The organism is Exiguobacterium sp. UBA3491, assembly GCF_002377745.1.
In the GTDB taxonomy this organism is placed as follows: domain Bacteria; phylum Bacillota; class Bacilli; order Exiguobacteriales; family Exiguobacteriaceae; genus Exiguobacterium_A.
Map to the genome: position 1 here is coordinate 377,056 of NZ_DFQK01000032.1, position 17,900 is coordinate 394,955.

14 protein-coding genes and 1 pseudogene (1 of these 15 running past the window's edge) are annotated in these 17,900 nt (G+C 48.4%); all 15 read right to left on the reverse strand.

From position 1 onward, the window contains the following. Window positions 1-1,213 (reverse strand): annotated as a pseudogene (gene pnp, locus B4F99_RS14385) (polyribonucleotide nucleotidyltransferase); it reaches 990 nt to the left of the window's first position. A gap of 138 nt (window positions 1,214-1,351) precedes the next feature. Continuing rightward, window positions 1,352-1,621, reverse strand: coding sequence for a 30S ribosomal protein S15 (gene rpsO, locus B4F99_RS14390; RefSeq protein ID WP_023468676.1), 270 nt, complete (start codon window positions 1,619-1,621; stop codon window positions 1,352-1,354). 123 nt (window positions 1,622-1,744) lie between these two features. Next, a complete protein-coding gene (locus B4F99_RS14395; RefSeq protein WP_290759181.1) occupies window positions 1,745-2,674 on the reverse strand; it encodes a bifunctional riboflavin kinase/FAD synthetase in 930 nt (309 codons plus the stop codon). Between the two features lie 16 nt (window positions 2,675-2,690). Then, window positions 2,691-3,599: a tRNA pseudouridine(55) synthase TruB gene (gene truB / locus B4F99_RS14400; RefSeq protein ID WP_290759184.1), complete on the reverse strand. Its 909-nt coding sequence runs from the start codon at window positions 3,597-3,599 to the stop codon at window positions 2,691-2,693. 50 nt (window positions 3,600-3,649) lie between these two features. Beyond that, a complete protein-coding gene (rbfA, locus tag B4F99_RS14405; RefSeq protein ID WP_023468679.1) occupies window positions 3,650-3,991 on the reverse strand; it encodes a 30S ribosome-binding factor RbfA in 342 nt (113 codons plus the stop codon). A gap of 39 nt (window positions 3,992-4,030) precedes the next feature. Then, window positions 4,031-6,202 (reverse strand): translation initiation factor IF-2, encoded by a 2,172-nt coding sequence (infB, locus tag B4F99_RS14410; protein WP_290759187.1) that lies wholly within the window; start codon window positions 6,200-6,202, stop codon window positions 4,031-4,033. A gap of 15 nt (window positions 6,203-6,217) precedes the next feature. Continuing rightward, the gene (locus B4F99_RS14415; protein ID WP_023468681.1) at window positions 6,218-6,520 is read right to left on the reverse strand and encodes a YlxQ family RNA-binding protein; all 303 of its coding nucleotides are present in this window, start codon (window positions 6,518-6,520) and stop codon (window positions 6,218-6,220) included. Beyond that, window positions 6,513-6,782, reverse strand: coding sequence for an RNase P modulator RnpM (rnpM, locus tag B4F99_RS14420; protein WP_290759190.1), 270 nt, complete (start codon window positions 6,780-6,782; stop codon window positions 6,513-6,515). The genes B4F99_RS14415 and rnpM overlap by 8 nt, the downstream gene beginning before the upstream one ends. A gap of 3 nt (window positions 6,783-6,785) precedes the next feature. After that, the gene (gene nusA, locus B4F99_RS14425; protein ID WP_290759193.1) at window positions 6,786-7,895 is read right to left on the reverse strand and encodes a transcription termination factor NusA; all 1,110 of its coding nucleotides are present in this window, start codon (window positions 7,893-7,895) and stop codon (window positions 6,786-6,788) included. A 17-nt stretch (window positions 7,896-7,912) separates the two neighbouring features. Next, window positions 7,913-8,380 carry a ribosome maturation factor RimP gene (gene rimP, locus B4F99_RS14430; protein WP_023468684.1) on the reverse strand — a complete coding sequence of 156 codons (468 nt, stop codon included), beginning with the start codon at window positions 8,378-8,380 and terminating at the stop codon, window positions 7,913-7,915. Between the two features lie 129 nt (window positions 8,381-8,509). Next, window positions 8,510-12,781 carry a PolC-type DNA polymerase III gene (locus tag B4F99_RS14435; RefSeq protein WP_214854740.1) on the reverse strand — a complete coding sequence of 1,424 codons (4,272 nt, stop codon included), beginning with the start codon at window positions 12,779-12,781 and terminating at the stop codon, window positions 8,510-8,512. A gap of 147 nt (window positions 12,782-12,928) precedes the next feature. Then, window positions 12,929-14,629: a proline--tRNA ligase gene (locus tag B4F99_RS14440; protein WP_290759196.1), complete on the reverse strand. Its 1,701-nt coding sequence runs from the start codon at window positions 14,627-14,629 to the stop codon at window positions 12,929-12,931. A gap of 34 nt (window positions 14,630-14,663) precedes the next feature. After that, window positions 14,664-15,905: an RIP metalloprotease RseP gene (gene rseP / locus B4F99_RS14445; RefSeq protein WP_056062204.1), complete on the reverse strand. Its 1,242-nt coding sequence runs from the start codon at window positions 15,903-15,905 to the stop codon at window positions 14,664-14,666. A gap of 14 nt (window positions 15,906-15,919) precedes the next feature. Beyond that, window positions 15,920-17,074 carry a 1-deoxy-D-xylulose-5-phosphate reductoisomerase gene (locus B4F99_RS14450; protein WP_290759199.1) on the reverse strand — a complete coding sequence of 385 codons (1,155 nt, stop codon included), beginning with the start codon at window positions 17,072-17,074 and terminating at the stop codon, window positions 15,920-15,922. Window positions 17,075-17,087: 13 nt separating this feature from the next. After that, window positions 17,088-17,888, reverse strand: coding sequence for a phosphatidate cytidylyltransferase (locus tag B4F99_RS14455; RefSeq protein WP_290759202.1), 801 nt, complete (start codon window positions 17,886-17,888; stop codon window positions 17,088-17,090). Between the last annotated feature and the right edge of the window lie 12 nt (window positions 17,889-17,900).

A 17,900-nucleotide genomic window follows, 5' to 3' on the forward strand; every position in this document is an offset into this window, starting at 1 on the left:
GACCAATTTCACGACGACCTGGTGCACGCATCGGACGTGCTTCCCCAACTGAGAATGGTGGGAAGTTATAATGGTGCATGAAACGTTTCTCTTCCTTCAGACCAAGTCCATCAATGATTTGAGCGTCAGCTGCAACACCGAGTGTCGCAACAGACAAGACTTGTGTCTGACCGCGTGTGAACAAACCTGAACCGTGCGCACGTGGTAAGAGACCGACTTCTGAATCAAGTGGACGGATCTCAGCAAGACCACGACCATCTGGACGAACTTTGTCTTCCGTGATGAGGCGACGGACTTCGTCTTTGACGAACTTGTTGAGAACGCCTGATACTTCTGCCAATTGTTCTGCTGTGACGGACTCGTCAGCTGCATACAACTCGATGTATTTTGCGATGACTTCGTTGATGGCAACGTCACGTGCTTGTTTTTCTTCGACTTGAACTGCTTGTGTGACTTCTGCCAATGCTTCTGCTTTCAGGCGATTGACGATTGTCTCATCGAAGCTTGATACCGTATATTCGAACTTCTCTTTACCGACTTGTGCGACGATTTCTTCTTGGAACGCGATCATTTCCTTGATGACATCGTGTCCGAGCAAGATCGCTTCAAGCATTGCTTGTTCCGATACTTCCTTCGCACCTGCTTCAACCATGTTGACGGCATGTTTTGTTCCGGCAACTTGAAGGTCGATGTCGCTGACTTCCATTTGCGCTGAAGTCGGGTTCACGACGAATTCTCCGTCAACGCGACCGATCGTCACGCCTGCGATTGGACCGTCGAATGGAATATCCGAGATCGAAAGCGCAATCGAAGCCCCGATCATCGCAGCGACTTCTGGTGAATTGTCAGCATCTGACGAAAGAACCGTCGTCGCCACTTGAACGTCGTGACGGAAACCGTCCGGGAATAATGGACGGATTGGACGGTCGATCAGACGCGAAGTCAAGATCGCACTCTCTCCAGGACGTCCTTCACGTTTGAGGAATCCACCTGGGATTTTCCCTGCCGCATATAATTTTTCTTCATAGTTCACTGTTAATGGGAAGAAATCTAAGTCCTTCGGTTGTTTTGATGCAACGACCGTAGCAAGAACGGCTGTATCGCCGTAACGAATCAATGCTGCTCCGTTCGCTTGTTTTGCTAATTGACCGATTTCAATCGTTAATGGACGTCCACCGAGTTCGGTCGAAAACGTCTGTTTTGTTTGTGACATGCACAAATCTCCTCTCACTGCTATCCGTTTTTTCATTCAAATCTAATTATGTAGGTTCTTGCGCAAAAAGTCCATGAATCGGCAAAAAAAAGAAACAGGAGACGATGCTCCTGCTTCCCTACCTCGTTCTCGTCGGGATTAGCGACGGAGACCAAGACGCTCGATCAACGAACGGTAACGTGCAACATCCTTGTTACGAAGGTATGTGAGCAAGTTACGGCGACGACCGACCATTTTCAAGAGACCACGACGTGAGTGGTGATCCTTTTTGTGTGTACGTAAGTGATCGTTCAAAGTTGTGATCTGTTCAGTTAAAACAGCAACTTGTACTTCCGGCGAACCAGTATCGCCTTGTTTCGTAGCATATGCTTCGATGATTTCGTTTTTACGTTCTTTTGTGAGTGCCATTGTCACTCCACCTCCATCTTATGAATGACCGTATTCCCGAGCATCGGATGGTGAGACCAGATGCCAAGTGAATCGGCTGTACGTGATCGTACTGACCTATCATAACGAACCCTGTCCGTACTGTCAAACGCTTAATTGTACCTTTGCTTCTTCGCGGTCCCGTGCCAATTGTTCTTTCAATTGATCGATACCGTTGAAGGCTTTTTCATCGCGTAAGTAAGCAATCCATTCAAGCGTCAATTCTTGACCATAAAGATCCTCATCAAAGTCAAGAAGATGCGTCTCGATGCTGACCTCTCCCGTCTCATAGAACGTCGGGCGTCTGCCGACGTTCGTCATCGCCTTGAACCGACGACCGTCTGCTAGGCGAACGAATGTCGCATACACCCCGAGTTTTGGAATGACGTAGGCAAAATCTGGGCGCATGTTCGCTGTCGGGAAGCCAATTTGTCGACCGCGTGCGTCACCGTGAATGATCGTGCCTTTGATTTGGTAAGGTTCTCCAAGCAAACATGTAGCCGGTTCGACTTCTCCTGCAGCAAGTAAACGACGAATCCGGGTTGAGCTGATCTTTTCAGCTTCTTCTTGGAATTCTGCTACGACGGTATGCGTAAATGTGCCACGACTATGAAAATCAAGCGTCGCCATTTTGCCGGCTCCGAAACGACCGTATGAATAATCGAATCCAGCAACGACGTGTTCTGCTCCAGACGCAATCAGATATTCGTCGACGAACGCTTGCGGTGATAATTCCGAGAAAGGAATCGTAAACTCAATCACATAAACACGATCTACACCAAGCTGCTCGAGTTTCTCTAATTTACGTTCAAGCGGTGTGATGTAGTGGACTGGTTCATCCCCTTTACCAAGCACTTGTTTCGGATGGGGATCAAAGGTCATGATAGCCAAGGGCAGGCGACGAGCCTCCGCCTCTTTCCGTGCTGCTGCGATGACTTGCTGATGTCCGAGATGTACACCGTCAAAAAAGCCGAGTGCGATGACAGCAGGGTCTTTTTGAGGTTGTTCCGGATATGTTAAATGTATGATGTCCATGATGCTCTCTCCGATCTTAATCGATTTGTAGCATGACCTCGACGCGTGCTACCTGTTCTTCTGGAAGACGTCGATATAGCGCTAAAGGTACGTCTTCTTCATTATAGACAGTAAACAGCTCGAATTCGACTGGAATGCTTGTTAGCTTTGCTCCGTTCAAGACACGTTGCGCTGTTGACGCATCGACCGTCAAGCGTGGCCATTTTTGGATGACGTGTTCGATCGGTAGGATGTGTTGCATCCGTTCTTCGACTGTCTCATACGATTCGAGTGTCTCAAGAGTCACTGTATCCGTCTCAGCAATCGCACCAGAGCCTGTCCGGCGTAGTTCACTCATGTGTGCCGCGTAACCAAGTCGTTCTCCGATTTCTACTGCTAATGTCCGGATATACGTCCCTTTTCCACATGCAATATCGAGGCGGAAGCGACAAAGACCATCTTCGAACACAAGGGTCGATGTCCGCTCTAATCGATCGATGCGGACGATTCGTGTCGGTCGTTCGACTTCAATGCCTTTTCGGGCATATTCATATAATTTTTTCCCATTCACTTTAACAGCTGAATAATACGGTGGCGTCTGCTCGATCTCTCCTGTCAATTGAGTCAAGATGTCCTCAATTGCTTCCTCGGTAATAGTTCCCGGTTCAACCGCTGTTTCGCGAACTGTTTCCCCGTGCGCATCTTCCGTCGTCGTTGCAAAGCCAATCGTCACTTCCGCCGCGTAGCGCTTTCCTTCATCCGTGATGAAGCGGGCAAGCTTCGTCGCTCGACCGAGACAAATCGGTAAGACACCCGTTACTTCCGGATCAAGCGTACCTGTATGTCCGACTTTTTTCGTCTGAAACAAGCGACGTAGACGAAAGACACAATCATGACTCGTCATACCCGCTGGTTTATCTAACGGTAATACTCCGATGGGTTCCACGTTATTTCCTCCTTGAAAAAAGGCAACCACACACGTGGTTGCCTTAGATGTTAATCTTTGTTCAAATTCCGAAGCAACTCATCAATGCGTGATCCGTATTCGACAGAAGAATCGACCTCGAACAATAATTCAGGTGTTTTTCGTAGACGAATCCGCGATCCGATTTCCTTGCGCATGAAGCCTTTTGATTTTTCAAGACCGATGCGCGCATCCTCACGTGCTTTTTCGTCACCGAGGACCGAATAGAAGATCGTCGCTTGTTGCAAGTCTCCTGTCACTTCGACACCTGTGACGGTAATCGGCTTGACGCGTGGATCCTTGACATCTTTGATGAGCAGTTGCGTAATTTCCTTACGCACCTGTTCGGCGACACGATTCGAGCGTAAACTCATGTTTGTTCCCTCCAGTTCGGAAGAATGGATTCCGTTCTGTTACTTCCGTTTGACTTCTTCCATGATGAACGCTTCGATGACATCATCGACTTTTACGTCATCATAACGTTCGATCTTAATACCACATTCGTAACCAGCAGCGACTTCTTTGACATCATCTTTGAAGCGGCGAAGTGTATCGAGTTTTCCTTCGTAGATGACGATGCTGTCACGAACGACACGGACGCCTGCATCACGCGTCAACTTACCTTCCGTGACATATCCACCTGCGATCGTACCGACTTTCGATACTTTGATGACATCGCGGACTTCAGCTTGACCGATGATTTTCTCGACGAATTCAGGATCAAGGAGACCTTTCATCGCTTGCTCGATTTCTTCAATCGCGTTATAGATGATCCGGTGAAGACGAATTTCGACTTTCTCCTGATCTGCCATTGATTTTGCGTTACCATCCGGACGAACGTTGAATCCGATGATGATCGCATTTGCTGCTGAGGCGAGGATGACGTCACCTTCCGTGATCGCACCAACACCTGAGTGTACGATGTTAATTTTAACACCTTCGACATCAATTTTCTTCAATGAACCGGCTAAGGCTTCAACTGAACCTTGGACATCACCTTTGATGATGATGTTGAGATCCTTGACTTCGCCTTCTTTGATGCGGTCGAAGAGATCTTCTAAGCTGACTTTCGCTGAATCGCGACGTTGTGCTTCGATTTCACGTTGGTAACGTGCTTCACCGATTTGGCGTGCTTTTTTCTCATCTTCGAACGCGAAGAATTGATCACCCGCTTTCGGGACATCGTTCAAACCTGTAATTTCGATTGGCGTCGATGGTCCGACTTCTTTGACACGACGACCGATATCGTTGACCATTGCCCGGATACGACCGAACGTGTGACCGACGACGATCGGGTCACCAACGCGAAGTGTTCCGTGTTGAACGAGAAGTGTAGCGACTGGACCGCGTCCTTTATCGAGTTTCGCCTCGATGACTGTTCCGCGACCGTTCATGTCTGGTGTTGATTTATATTCTTGAACTTCTGAGACGAGAAGGATCATCTCGAGCAATTCGTCGATGCCGTCTCCTTTAAGAGCTGAAACCGGTACGAAGATTGTATCGCCGCCCCAGTCCTCTGCAACGAGTTCAAACTCTGTCAATTCTTGTTTGACACGGTCTGGGTTTGCGCCTTCTTTATCCATCTTGTTGACAGCAACGATGATTGGAACGCCAGCTGCTTTCGCGTGGCTGATCGCTTCTTCCGTCTGTGGCATGACACCGTCATCCGCTGCAACGACGATGATCGCGATATCCGTGACATCTGCTCCACGTGCACGCATTGTCGTGAACGCCGCGTGACCTGGTGTATCAAGGAACGTAATTTTCTTGCCGTCGATCTCAACTTGGTAAGCACCGATGTGCTGTGTGATCCCGCCAGCTTCGCCTGCAGTGACCTTCGTGTTACGAATCGAATCAAGCAATGTCGTTTTACCGTGGTCAACGTGTCCCATGATCGTAACGACCGGTGGACGCTCAGACAACTCGTACTGGTCGAGATTCAATTCGTACTGATCAAAGTCCGTCTCATCGACTTGGACTGTCTTCTCGACTTCAAAGCCGAACTCTGTCGCGAGAAGTTCCACTGTCTCGTCATCAAGATCTTGGTTGATGTTCGCCATGACACCGAGACCCATCAATTTCATGATCAGTTCATTCGGTTTTTTCGCCATTTTTTCAGCGAGTTCACCGACTGTCAAGTTGTCAGAGTATTGAACGACGTTTGCCATCGCCTCTTCTTGTGCACGGCGAGCAGCTTTGCGTTGACTCGACTTCGAGTTCGGATCCGCTACTTCAAGTTTACGCGGTTCTGCTTTCTTTTGGTTCGGACGACGTTTGCCGCCACGGTTGTTACGGTTGCCGAATTCTGGGCGTCCGCCTTTGCTGTTACGTGATTGGTTACCTGCTGGTTTGTTTGTACTTCCTGGTCGGTTCGGTTTATTATCTGATTTCACTTGTTTTGGAGCCTCCGTCTTTTGAGCCCGATATTTCTCGGGATTAAATACTTGATCGAGTTGCTGTACTGTCTGTTCATCTAATACTGCCATATGATTCTTGACTGGTTTCTCCAGCTTTTCAAGCTGGGTGATGACCTGCTTACTTGTTACATTTTGTTCCTTGGCGAATTCGTATACACGTTTACCCAAAGGATCCACCTCCAATTAGTCGTTCGAGAGGAGTTCAGTTAGCTTTTTCGCAAATCCGGCTTCATTGACTGACACGACAACACGCGCATCCTTTCCTAATGCTTGACCGAGAATCGTCCGGTCGGCGACTTCTAGGTAAGGAACCTGATAACTTGTACATTTATCTGTGACTTTCTTACGCGTGGCAGCCCCCGCATCTGCTGCTAAAAGAACAAGCTTCGCTTGCCCTCCTCGTACTTCTTTCAGTACGAGTTCTTCTCCCGTCGTCACTTTTCTAGCTCGATTCGCGAGACCGAGAAGGGATTCCCATTTACTCATTTGTACCTCCCGCGATTTCAAGCAATTCATCGTATAAGGCATCTGTCGTCTTGATCTTCAAATGATGATCAAGCGTCCGTTTTTTCTTCGCCGTCGCAATGACTGCCGCATCTTTCGATAAATAGGCACCCCGCCCATTCATCTTACCATTTAAATCGATGACGACCTCTTGTTCAGGTGTTCGGACGACACGAATCAACTCTTTTTTCGGTTTCATTTCTTGTGTGATGACACACTTGCGTAATGGTACCTTTTTTTGCACGAATTATTCCTCGCCTTCGACATGGACCGCTTCTACTGCCGGCTCTTCCGTCGCGAAGACATCTTCGAGATCCATCGCTTCCGCTTCAGACTCGCTCTTGATATCAATTTTCCAACCAGTCAATTTTGCTGCGAGACGTGCGTTTTGACCACGTTTCCCGATTGCAAGTGACAGCTGGAAATCTGGAACGACGACGATCGTCGCTTTCGCTGGTTCGTTGACATAGACTGCAACGACTTGAGCTGGGCTGAGTGCGTTCGCGACATATTCTTTCGGATCATCCGAGTAACGAACGATATCGATTTTTTCCCCGTTCAAATCATTGACGATGCGTTGTACACGTGCCCCTTTTTGTCCGACACATGCGCCAACTGGATCGATGTCGTCCGCTGCGACTGCGATTTTCGAACGGTCGCCCGCTTCACGTGCAACAGACTTGACTTCGACTTCGCCACTTGAAATCTCTGGTACTTCGATTTCGAAAAGACGTTTTAAGAGACCTGGATGTGTCCGTGAGACGAGAATCGATGCCCCTGATCCTTTGACCATTGGATCAACTTTCGTGACGTACACCTTGATGCGATCACGAATCCCGAAACGCTCATTGGGCATTTGTTCGTGTGTCGTCAAAACAGCTTCGATCCCTTCTAGGTTGACGTACAAGTTGCGTGCATCTTGACGCTCGACGATACCTGTCATGATCTCGTCTTCACGATCCGCGAAGTGATTGTAGATGCGTTCGCGTTCTGCTTCACGCATTTTTTGTGTGACGATCTGTTTCGCCGTTTGTGCTGCAACACGACCGAAGTCGCCTGGCGTCACTTCGACTTTATGGAAATCGCCGAGTTCATATGTCGGATCGATCTCGTGCGCTTCTTCAAGCGAAAGTTGCTCTTCTGGTTGTGTCAATCGTTCGACGACTTCCTTAAGCGCGAAGACACGGATGTCTCCTGTCTGCTGGTCGAATTCGACTTTTACAGCCTCCGATTCTTTTCCGAAGTTGCGTCGGTACGCTGAAATCAATGCCTGTTCGAGCGCATCGATGATGATGTTCTTGTCAATTTCCTTCTCTTTCGCGATTTGATTGATCGCCTCGAGTAACTGTGGTCCCATCGTTCTCTTCCTTTCCGTCAGAACATTACCGCAAGTCGCGCAAGTGAAATCTTGTCGACCGGTATCTCAATTTTCAATTTTCTTGTTTTGACACGCACTTCGATTTCAAGCATCTCAGGTGTGTACGCGAGCAACGTTCCTTCGAATTCAACCGCATTCTTTACTGGATCGTGCGTTTTGATGTACACATGTTTCCCAATCGCCTTTTCGAAGTCCTCGTCTTTCTTCAGTGGACGTTCCGCTCCTGGACTAGCGACGTCGAGGTAATACGGCTCGTCGATCGGATCATTGTCATTCAATGCTTCCGATAACTGTTCATTGATTTTGACGCAGTCTTCAAGATCCACGCCACCCTCTTTGTCGATGGAGACACGTAGGAACCAATCCGCCCCTTCTTTGACGAATTCAACGTCGACTAGCTCCATCCCCTCTCGTTCGACGATTGGTTTTGCGAGCGCTTCGACCTTTTCCGTTACGTTCGTCATCTTCATCCTCCTTCAAAAAACAAACAAGAAAGGAGCAGGTCCCCCTACTCCTTCCAAGTCGTAGTATAAAAAACATTTCCTCACTCAATATAGCATAGGAAAGCGCTCAAAGCAAGTGTTCCTAAGGGCTTACAAGTCGAACAAGGAGAGCTGATTCTCGTCTGGTAACCCTTCGAGACAGCCTAGGTTATCGAGCGTCTCGATGATCGATTTCGACAATTTGGCGCGTTTTTGGAGGTCTTCCTTCGAGAGGAATTCTCCACCTTTACGCGCTTCGACGATTTGCTTCGCAGCATTCGTCCCGAGACCTGTCACGGCGTTAAACGGTGGTAACAGCGTATCCCCGTCAATGAGGAATTCCGTTGCACTCGAGCGATAGAGATCGACCTTTTGGAACGTAAAGCCGCGTTCAATCATCTCAAGTGCGATTTCAAGAACCGTGTACAATCCCTTATCCTTCGCCGTCGCCTCGAATCCTTTGTCCTTGATGTCTTGCAAGACTTTCCGAACGGCAGCAGAGCCCTTATTCATCGCACCGATGTCAAAATCACCCGCACGTACCGTAAAGTACGAAGCGTAGTAATACATCGGATGATGGACTTTATAATAAGCAATCCGGACAGCCATCAAGACGTAGGCGGCAGCATGGGCTTTCGGGAACATATATTTGATTTTCTTGCAGGAATCGATATACCAGAGCGGCACATCGTTCTCAATCATCGCCTCTTCCATGTCAATCGAGAGTCCTTTCCCTTTACGGACCGACTCCATGATTTTAAAGGCGAGTGACGGTTCAAGACCAGCGTAGATCAAGTAGACCATGATATCATCTCGACAACCGATGACGTCTTTTAGTTCACACGTTCCGTTGTAAATTAATTCGCTGGCGTTTCCGAGCCAGACATCCGTTCCGTGCGAGAGTCCTGAAATCTGGACGAGCTCTGAGAACGTCGTCGGTTTCGTCTCTTCTAACATTTGCCGGACGAATTTTGTTCCAAACTCGGGAATACCAAGCGTTCCCGTTTTTGAATCGATTTGCTCCGGCGTCACACCGATCGATTCCGTCGAACTGAAGATTTTCATAACTTCCGGGTCATCGACCGGAATCGTCTTCGGATCACGTCCTGATAGATCCTGTAGCATCCGAATCATCGTCGGATCATCGTGACCGAGGATATCGAGTTTGAGCAAGTTATCGTGAATCGAGTGGAAGTCAAAGTGTGTCGTCTTCCATTCAGAACCCATATCGTCTGCGGGATACTGTATCGGACTGATATCGTAAATGTCCATATAGTCCGGTACGACGATGATCCCACCTGGGTGTTGCCCAGTCGTCCGTTTAACACCGGTGACACCACTGACAAGACGATCGACTTCCGCATTCCGATATGTCAACTCATTCTCCGACTGATACCCTTTGACATAGCCATACGCCGTCTTCTCGGCGATTGTTCCGATCGTTCCGGCACGGTAGACGTAATCGTCACCGAACAAGACTTTCGTATAGGCGTGTGCCTGCGGCTGGTATTCTCCACTGAAGTTCAAATCGATATCCGGTACTTTATCCCCTTTAAATCCAAGGAACGTCTCGAACGGAATATCATGACCGTCTTTGAACAACGGGACATCACATTTCGAACAGGACTTATCCGGTAAATCGAATCCTGAACCGACCGAACCGTCATCGAAGAACTCCGATTCCTTACAATTCGGACAGACATAATGCGGTGGCAATGGATTGACTTCCGTGATCTCGGTCATCGTCGCAACGAGACTTGATCCGACCGATCCCCGTGAACCGACCAAATAGCCGTCGTCGAGTGATTTTTTTACGAGTTTATGGGAAATCAAATAGATGACAGCGAATCCGTGACCGATAATCGACTTCAACTCTTTTTCGAGTCGGGCTTCGACGATCTCTGGTAACGTGTCGCCATAAATCCGGTGCGCCATATCGTACGACAGATTCCGAACTTCTTCGTCTGCCCCTTCGATCTTCGGTGTATAAAGATCTTTTGGAATGATATCGATGTTCTCGAACTGTTCCGCGACGGCTTGACTGTTCGTGATGACGAGACGTTCCGACACATCTGGTCCGAGGAACTTAAAGTCGTCCATCATTTCCTTCGTCGTCCGGAAATGCGCCGGTGGCAATTGTTTTCGCATGTTCAGCATGTTCGCTCCACCTTGCGTCCGGATCAAAATTTCTCGATACGTGGCGTCATGTTGATCGAGGTAATGTACGTTACCAGTCGCGACTGGTAAGATGTCATGTTCTTCCGCGACACGGATGATCTTTTTAATCAGTTCGCGCAGTTCAAGTTCATTCTGAACGATTTCCCGTTCGATCAAATGACCATACATCGCTGGTGGTTGAATCTCGATGAAATCATAGAACTGCATCACTTTTGCTAAATCTTCGTCCGACTTATTCAAGGCGGCATCAAATACCTCGCCGTTATCACAAGCTGACCCGATGATCAATCCATCCCGATGTGCGATGAGTTGTGAGCGTGGTGTGCGGACGACACGGTGCACGTGTTTTGTGTGAGCAATCGAAATCAATTGGTACAGATTCTTCAAGCCCGTCCGGTTCTTCGCATAGACCGTCGCGTGGTATGGTCGTGCCCGCGAGATATCTTTTCCCATCTCTCGGTTGAGTGAGGCATGTGTCTTCATGTTGAACATCTCATCTGCCATTTGAAGCAACTTGACCATCAAATATCCTGTCGCTTCCGCATCATAAATGGCGCGGTGATGCTGCGTCAATTCGATGTCAAATCGTTTCGCGAGTGTGTTCAACCGGTGGTTTTTAAGTGTCGGCATCAGGACACGGGCCAACTCAAGCGTATCAATGACCGGTAAGACTGATTCATCGTGACCACCAGACCGGAGTGTCGCATTCAAGAATCCAATATCAAACGAGGCATTGTGGGCAACGAGAATCGAGTCGCCGACCCAGTCCATGAATTCCTTGACGACTTGTTCCGGGTCTGGTTTTCCCCGGACCATATCATCGGTAATCCCTGTCAAGTCAATCGTCGTCGCCGACAATAGATGCTTCGGATCCGCGAATGCTTCGAATTTATCGATGATATCACCATCGTGGATTTTAACAGCTGCAAGTTCGATGATCTTGTTGTACATCGCCGATAAACCAGTTGTCTCGACGTCAAAGACGACGAATGTCGCGTCATCCAAATTGCGCTCCACCGGATGGTAGGCGACTTGCACCCCGTCATTGACGACGTTTGCTTCAATTCCGTACAGTACCTTGATATCGTTTTTCTTTCCGGCATAATAGGCATCCGGAAAACTTTGTGCACCGGCGTGATCCGTGATCGCGACAGCAGGGTGACCCCATTTTGCGGCACGCTCGACGTATTTTGTCACGTTCATGACGGCGTCCATCTGGCTCATTTGCGAGTGCGCATGTAACTCGACACGTTTCTCGCCTGCCCAAGGGTCAGCAGGGGCTTCCATCTTCACTTCTGACAGTTGGGCAATCATCATACAGAGATCGCGCAGGAACGTATCGAACTCGACACGACCTGCTGCTTGAATCCACATGCCTTTTTTGATGGCTGAGAGGATTTTGACGTCTGTTTCGTCACGCGCAAACATTTTGACGACGAGCGAGTCCGTATAATCTGTCATCTTGAACGTAAAAATTGTCTTCCCACTTCGTAGTTCACGACTCTCAGCTGAGAAAACAAGACCACGGATCGCAATCCGTCGTTCCTCATCTTGAATCGTCTTGATCGGAACGATCTCATCTTGAATTGGTTTCCCGATCCGGATTTCGACAGGGCCATCATCGTCATCTCGCGATTGTTCCCGTTTGAATTGCAACTCGAGCATCCGTTTTGCTTCTTCCATGTCTTCCTGTTTCACCTGATTTCGCAACGCTTCTTGTTTCGATTCGTTGATCTGAACAATCGGTTCACAGTTGAATTTTGGGAATCCGTAAGCACTATAGAGTAATTGTAATTCCCCACATAAGCTACTCTTTAAGAAACCTGCTTCCGGTTCACTTCGGACCGGAATGAATAGTTTCTGTTCTTTAAACTCCGGTAAGACACGCCCGAGTTGTGTCCGCATTGCCGATGAGACATCTGCGAGATCCTGCACGACATATGGCCAGTAATCATGATACATCCGTTCATCTGGACGGCTATCTGCGTGTAATATGATTTTGACTTCGGCAAATTGCTGATACCGACTTGTCAAACGACTCGTAAAGAGTTGATAGACGTTTTGGGGTAAAACATGTGGCAAGCGAATTTCAAATGTCCAGGTTGCCTTTGCTTTATTGACGCGAAGCTTCTCGAGAACTGCTTCGTGAAAGTATTCTTCAATGATACCGTTCGGTAATTCCAAGTCACTGAGCAACAGTGACATGCGTTGTTGTGTATCCACTCGCAATTGTGCTGTCTGATCGCTTCACACCGTGACAGCAACTCCTCCTCCTCTTGCGGATTGCCCAAGGGGCGAATGGGTGTGAGACAAGAAAACAGTCACTTTATGAAAAGTGACCGTCTCCATTCTTTATTCTAAACCTTCATAGAGTGAACGAACAGCCTCAACGACTTGTTCCTGTCCAACTTCTTCTGCATCGCCACCACGACGGGCTTTTAATTCGACGATTCCTTCTGTCGCTTTTTTCCCGACGTTCAAGCGAACCGGTAGACCGATCAAATCAGCATCGGCGAACTTGACACCTGCTCGTTCTTTCCGGTCGTCAAGCAAGACGCTGAATCCTGCAGCCGTCAACTCACGGTATAGTGTCTCTCCGAGTTCGAGTTGTTCTGCATTTTTACCGTTGACGACGATTAAATGAACATCGTATGGCGCGATTGCTTTTGGCCAAATGATTCCACGCTCATCATAATGTTGTTCAACAACTGCCGACAATGTCCGCGAGACACCAATGCCGTAACAACCCATGATGAGAGGTTGTGCTTTACCGCCCTCGTCGAGGAACGTCGCTCCCATTCCTTCTGAGTAACGTGTTCCGAGTTTGAAGACTTGACCGACTTCAATCCCGCGAGCGAACTTGACTTGACCGTTACCGTCTGGTGACGCGTCACCTTCTTCGACGAAACGCAAGTCTGTATATTCTGCTTCGAAATCACGGCTTGGGTCGACATGGATATAATGCGTTTCCGCTTTATTTGCACCACAGACAGCGTTCGTCAAGGCACGAATCGCGTAGTCCGCGACGACCTTCATATCTGCCCCGATTGGTCCAAGTGTTCCAGGCGTTGAGTGAAGCGCTGCTTCAATCTCTTCGTCGCTCGCCATCGTGATGTCGAGTGCACCGAGATAGTTTTTCAACTTGATATCGTTGACTTCGTGATCGCCCCGGACGAGTGCCATGACAAGCCCTTGCTCCGTCTTGAAGATGACGGTCTTGATTGATTCGTTTGCTGGTAAATTCAAATGTGCGCTGACCGCTTCGATCGTCTTCGCATCTGCCGTATGCACTTCTTCAAGTGCTTCTGGTGCTTTGTCTTGCTTCGGATAGGCGTCGATCGACTCTGCCATCTCTAAGTTTGCCGCATAGTCCGACTGATCCGAATAGACGATCGTATCTTCACCGATTGCTGCTAACGCATGGAACTCATGTGTTCCACTACCACCTATCGCACCTGAGTCAGCGACGACTGGACGGAACTCAAGACCGACACGTGTGAAAATCCGCGAATACGTATCAAACATGTTTTGATACTCTTCGTCTAAGCTCTCTTGTGAAGAATGGAACGAATAAGCGTCCTTCATGATGAACTCACGACCACGTAATAAACCGAAACGTGGACGACGTTCGTCACGGTACTTCATTTGAATCTGGAAGAGATTGACCGGTAACTTTTTGTACGAGTTCAATTCATCACGAACGATCGAAGTGATCAGTTCCTCGTGTGTCGCTCCGAGCGCGAACCGGCGATCATGACGATCCGTCAAGCGCATTAATTCAGGTCCATAGATATCCCAGCGTTTTGTTTCTTCCCATAGTTCAGCTGGTTGAATCGCTGGCATCAGTAATTCTTGCGCACCCGCCGCTTCTAATTCCTCGCGGATGATCGTCTCGATGTTTGCGAGTACTCGTTTTGCGAGGGGTAGATACGAATAGATCCCAGCGGCATTTTGACGCATGAATCCTGCACGAAGCAAGAGTTGGTGACTGATGGCTTCTGCATCAGATGGTACTTCACGCAACGTTGGCATGAATAGTTTTGATTGTTTCATAATGAGTCACGAACTCCTTTGACTGAGTGATTAATTAAAAGAATTTTTGAATGTCGTTCCAAGTGACGACGAGCATGAGTAGCATCAAAAGCGCGAAACCGACGAAGTGAACCAATCCTTCTTTTTGAGGATCAACTGGTTTACCACGTAAGGCTTCAAGGAAGAGGAACAACAATCGTCCTCCGTCAAGTGCTGGAAGTGGCAATAAGTTGAAGACTGCTAAGTTGACGGACAACAATGCTGTCCATGTCAATAGCATCGAGAACCCACTATCTGCGACTTGATCGGTCATTTTGACGATCCCAACTGGTCCTGATAACTGATCGACGCCGACGACACCCGTCACGAGATCTCCAACAGCTCCGACAATGAGCGTCGACATCCGCCATGTTTCTGAAACTCCGGTTTGGAGTGCTGTCCCGAATGATTTTTCTGTCTCATTCGTGACGCCGATGATGCCGACCTTCTGTTCTCCTTGCTGTTGTACTTTTGGCGTGATTTGTGTTGTCGTTTCTTTCCCATCACGTTCGTATTTCACTTCTGTCGCTTTACCGGCACGATCTTGGAATCCAGCACGTAAATCAGTCCATTTGGCTGTATCCTGACCGTTGACCGAGACAATCCGGTCACCTTCAACAAGTCCAGCTTGATCGGCCGGAGAACCCTTTTGAACTGTTCCGATGACGCTGTCCCCCGTTGGAGAGCCATTATATAAGGCAAGACCGAACAGGATAACGAACGCGAGGACAAAGTTCATGAACGGTCCTGCAGCGATCGCAAGGACGCGCTTCCATACGGATTTCGAACCGAATGTACGATCGTACGGTGCAATTTGTGTCCGTGTCTGACCTTCAACGAGAAATGCTGTCGGTGAAACGGGGTAGCGAACCGATGTCTCGTCTTGCAATCCAACGAGTTCGAGTTGACGCAATAAGTCAATCCGTTCGACAGTAACGACTTGGTCGACTTGTGGCTGATCCGCATCGAAATAAATCGTCTCGATGACGCCGTCCTTTAACTGTAATCCGACGGTTTGACCTGATTTGATTTCAACGAGTTCCGGTTCTTCACCCGCCATCTTGACGTAACCGCCGATTGGCAACAGACGTACCGTATACAACGTCTCATTCTTAAACACTGAAAAGATTTTCGGTCCAAATCCAATCGCGAATTCCCGACAGAGAATACCTGCCCGTTTCGCCATCACGAGATGACCCCATTCATGGACGGCGACGAGTACACCGAACATCAGCACGATTGAAATAAAGGTCGTCATTACTTATCCCATCCTTAGTTAGCGAATGTAAGAGACGATACGAACTCACGCGCCCATCGATCAGCCTCAAGGATTTGATCCAAGGAAGGCTCCTCGATAAGTTCATGAGCTTGAAGCGCCGCCTCAACGCTCGCTTCGATTTCTAAAAAGCGAATGTCTCCTTTTAAAAAGCGATCCACCGCTTGTTCGTTCGCAGCATTGAGTACTGATGGCATCGATCCGCCGGCTTGACCTGCTTCAAAAGCAAGTCGCAACAACGGATAACGCTCAAATGAAGCATCAGCAAAGTGTAGGCGTCCGATTTCCTTTAAGTTTAACCGTTCTCCCCCTTGAATTTCAAGGCGGGACGGATATGTAAGAGCGTACTGAATCGGTTCTCGCATGTCAGGCATACCAAGTTGTGCCATGACCGCACCATCGTTGAATTCGACCATCGAGTGGATGATGGATTCACGGTGAATGACGACATCGATATTTGCATAATCGACATCAAATAACCAATGTGCTTCAATGACTTCGAACCCTTTGTTCATCATTGTCGCAGAATCAATCGTGATTTTTGCTCCCATCGACCAGTTTGGATGCGCTAGTGCTTGTTCGACCGTAACATTCGCTAACTCATCCCGCGTTTGGTCGCGGAAGCTACCACCTGAAGCCGTCAAGATGATTTGACGCACATCTTCACGACGTTCCCCGTTTAAGCATTGGAAAATCGCCGCATGTTCACTGTCAACTGGTAAGATCGTCACGTTTTTCTCACGTGCCAACTTCATGACAAGATGACCTGCCGTGACGAGTGTCTCCTTATTCGCAAGACCAATCGTCTTACCCGCCTCGATTGCAGCAAGCGTTGGACGTAAGCCAACAGCTCCTACGACCGCTGTAATGACCGTATCGACTTCGGGATGCGTCACGACATCAAGCAATTTTTCTTCACCGACAACGATCGTTGGCTGATAAGTCAAGTGTTGCTCGAGTTCTTGACGTGTCTCCTCATCTTGGACTCCGACAAGCATCGGTTGCAGACGGTTCAACCACGGTATGGCGACCGTCGTGTTTCGACCAAATGCAAAACTCGTCAATTCAAAAAGGTCTGGATTAGCCGCAATGACATCGAGCGTCTGCGTACCAATCGATCCTGTACCACCGATGATACTGATTTTCTTCATAATGAAGTGCCTCCTAAGCAAAGATATCAAGTACGACGAGGACCGTAAAGACGATCATCATGCTGTCGAACCGATCTAGAATACCACCATGACCCGGTAGTAACGTTCCAGAATCTTTCACACCATAATGGCGTTTGTAAGCAGACTGGACCAAGTCACCAAGTTGCCCAACGACGGCAACGATGATGGCAAGGACAATGACTTTCCCAAAACCGACTGTCGGTTCGATACCTTCAAATACGACACCGAGTAAGATGGCAAGCAGTACGCCACCGACTGCCCCTTCGATCGTTTTGTTGGGACTGATCGACGGCCACAGTTTATTCTTACCGAATCGTTTCCCGACGAAGTAAGCGCCTGAATCCGTGAACCAGATCAAGAGGATGATCAACAGTGACCACGTTAATCCGTGTTCGAGTAAGCGGATATAGGCGAATGATGCAAAACCGACACCGACATACACGGCCGTCAGCAGTAAAAACGCAACATCATCGAACGTAAAGACATTTTTTGAAAATACGTTCCAGAAGAGACCGATCAATAAAATGATCATTGCCCAAGCGATTGGCGAAAGTCCGATCGGAAGCGTCTGATCGACTGCTTCTTCATAAATACCAACGAAAGGCAATAACGTCCCAATACCAAACAGAATCCGAGGAACGCGTGAGCCGCTCCATTGTCGCATCCGAACGAGCACGGTATATCCGAGAAGCGTTAAGATTGCCATAAATGCTAAAAAGGGAAGTCCGCCGAGATACAGAAGTGCCAAAAAGATAGCACCAGCCCATATCCCTGTGATGATTCGAGTTTTCATAAGCTAGTTCCT

Bases quoted from the DNA above. Each gene is read 5' to 3' on its own strand.
- rpsO (WP_023468676.1), bottom strand. From the start codon at position 1,621: ATGGCACTCACAAAAGAACGTAAAAACGAAATCATCGAAGCATATGCT.
- B4F99_RS14395 (WP_290759181.1), bottom strand. From the start codon at position 2,674: ATGGACATCATACATTTAACATATCCGGAACAACCTCAAAAAGACCCT.
- rbfA (WP_023468679.1), bottom strand. From the start codon at position 3,991: ATGAGTTTACGCTCGAATCGTGTCGCCGAACAGGTGCGTAAGGAAATT.
- B4F99_RS14415 (WP_023468681.1), bottom strand. From the start codon at position 6,520: ATGAGTAAATGGGAATCCCTTCTCGGTCTCGCGAATCGAGCTAGAAAA.
- nusA (WP_290759193.1), bottom strand. From the start codon at position 7,895: ATGGGACCACAGTTACTCGAGGCGATCAATCAAATCGCGAAAGAGAAG.
- rimP (WP_023468684.1), bottom strand. From the start codon at position 8,380: ATGACGAACGTAACGGAAAAGGTCGAAGCGCTCGCAAAACCAATCGTC.
- B4F99_RS14435 (WP_214854740.1), bottom strand. From the start codon at position 12,781: ATGTCACTGTTGCTCAGTGACTTGGAATTACCGAACGGTATCATTGAA.
- B4F99_RS14440 (WP_290759196.1), bottom strand. From the start codon at position 14,629: ATGAAACAATCAAAACTATTCATGCCAACGTTGCGTGAAGTACCATCT.
- rseP (WP_056062204.1), bottom strand. From the start codon at position 15,905: ATGACGACCTTTATTTCAATCGTGCTGATGTTCGGTGTACTCGTCGCC.
- B4F99_RS14450 (WP_290759199.1), bottom strand. From the start codon at position 17,074: ATGAAGAAAATCAGTATCATCGGTGGTACAGGATCGATTGGTACGCAG.
- B4F99_RS14455 (WP_290759202.1), bottom strand. From the start codon at position 17,888: ATGAAAACTCGAATCATCACAGGGATATGGGCTGGTGCTATCTTTTTG.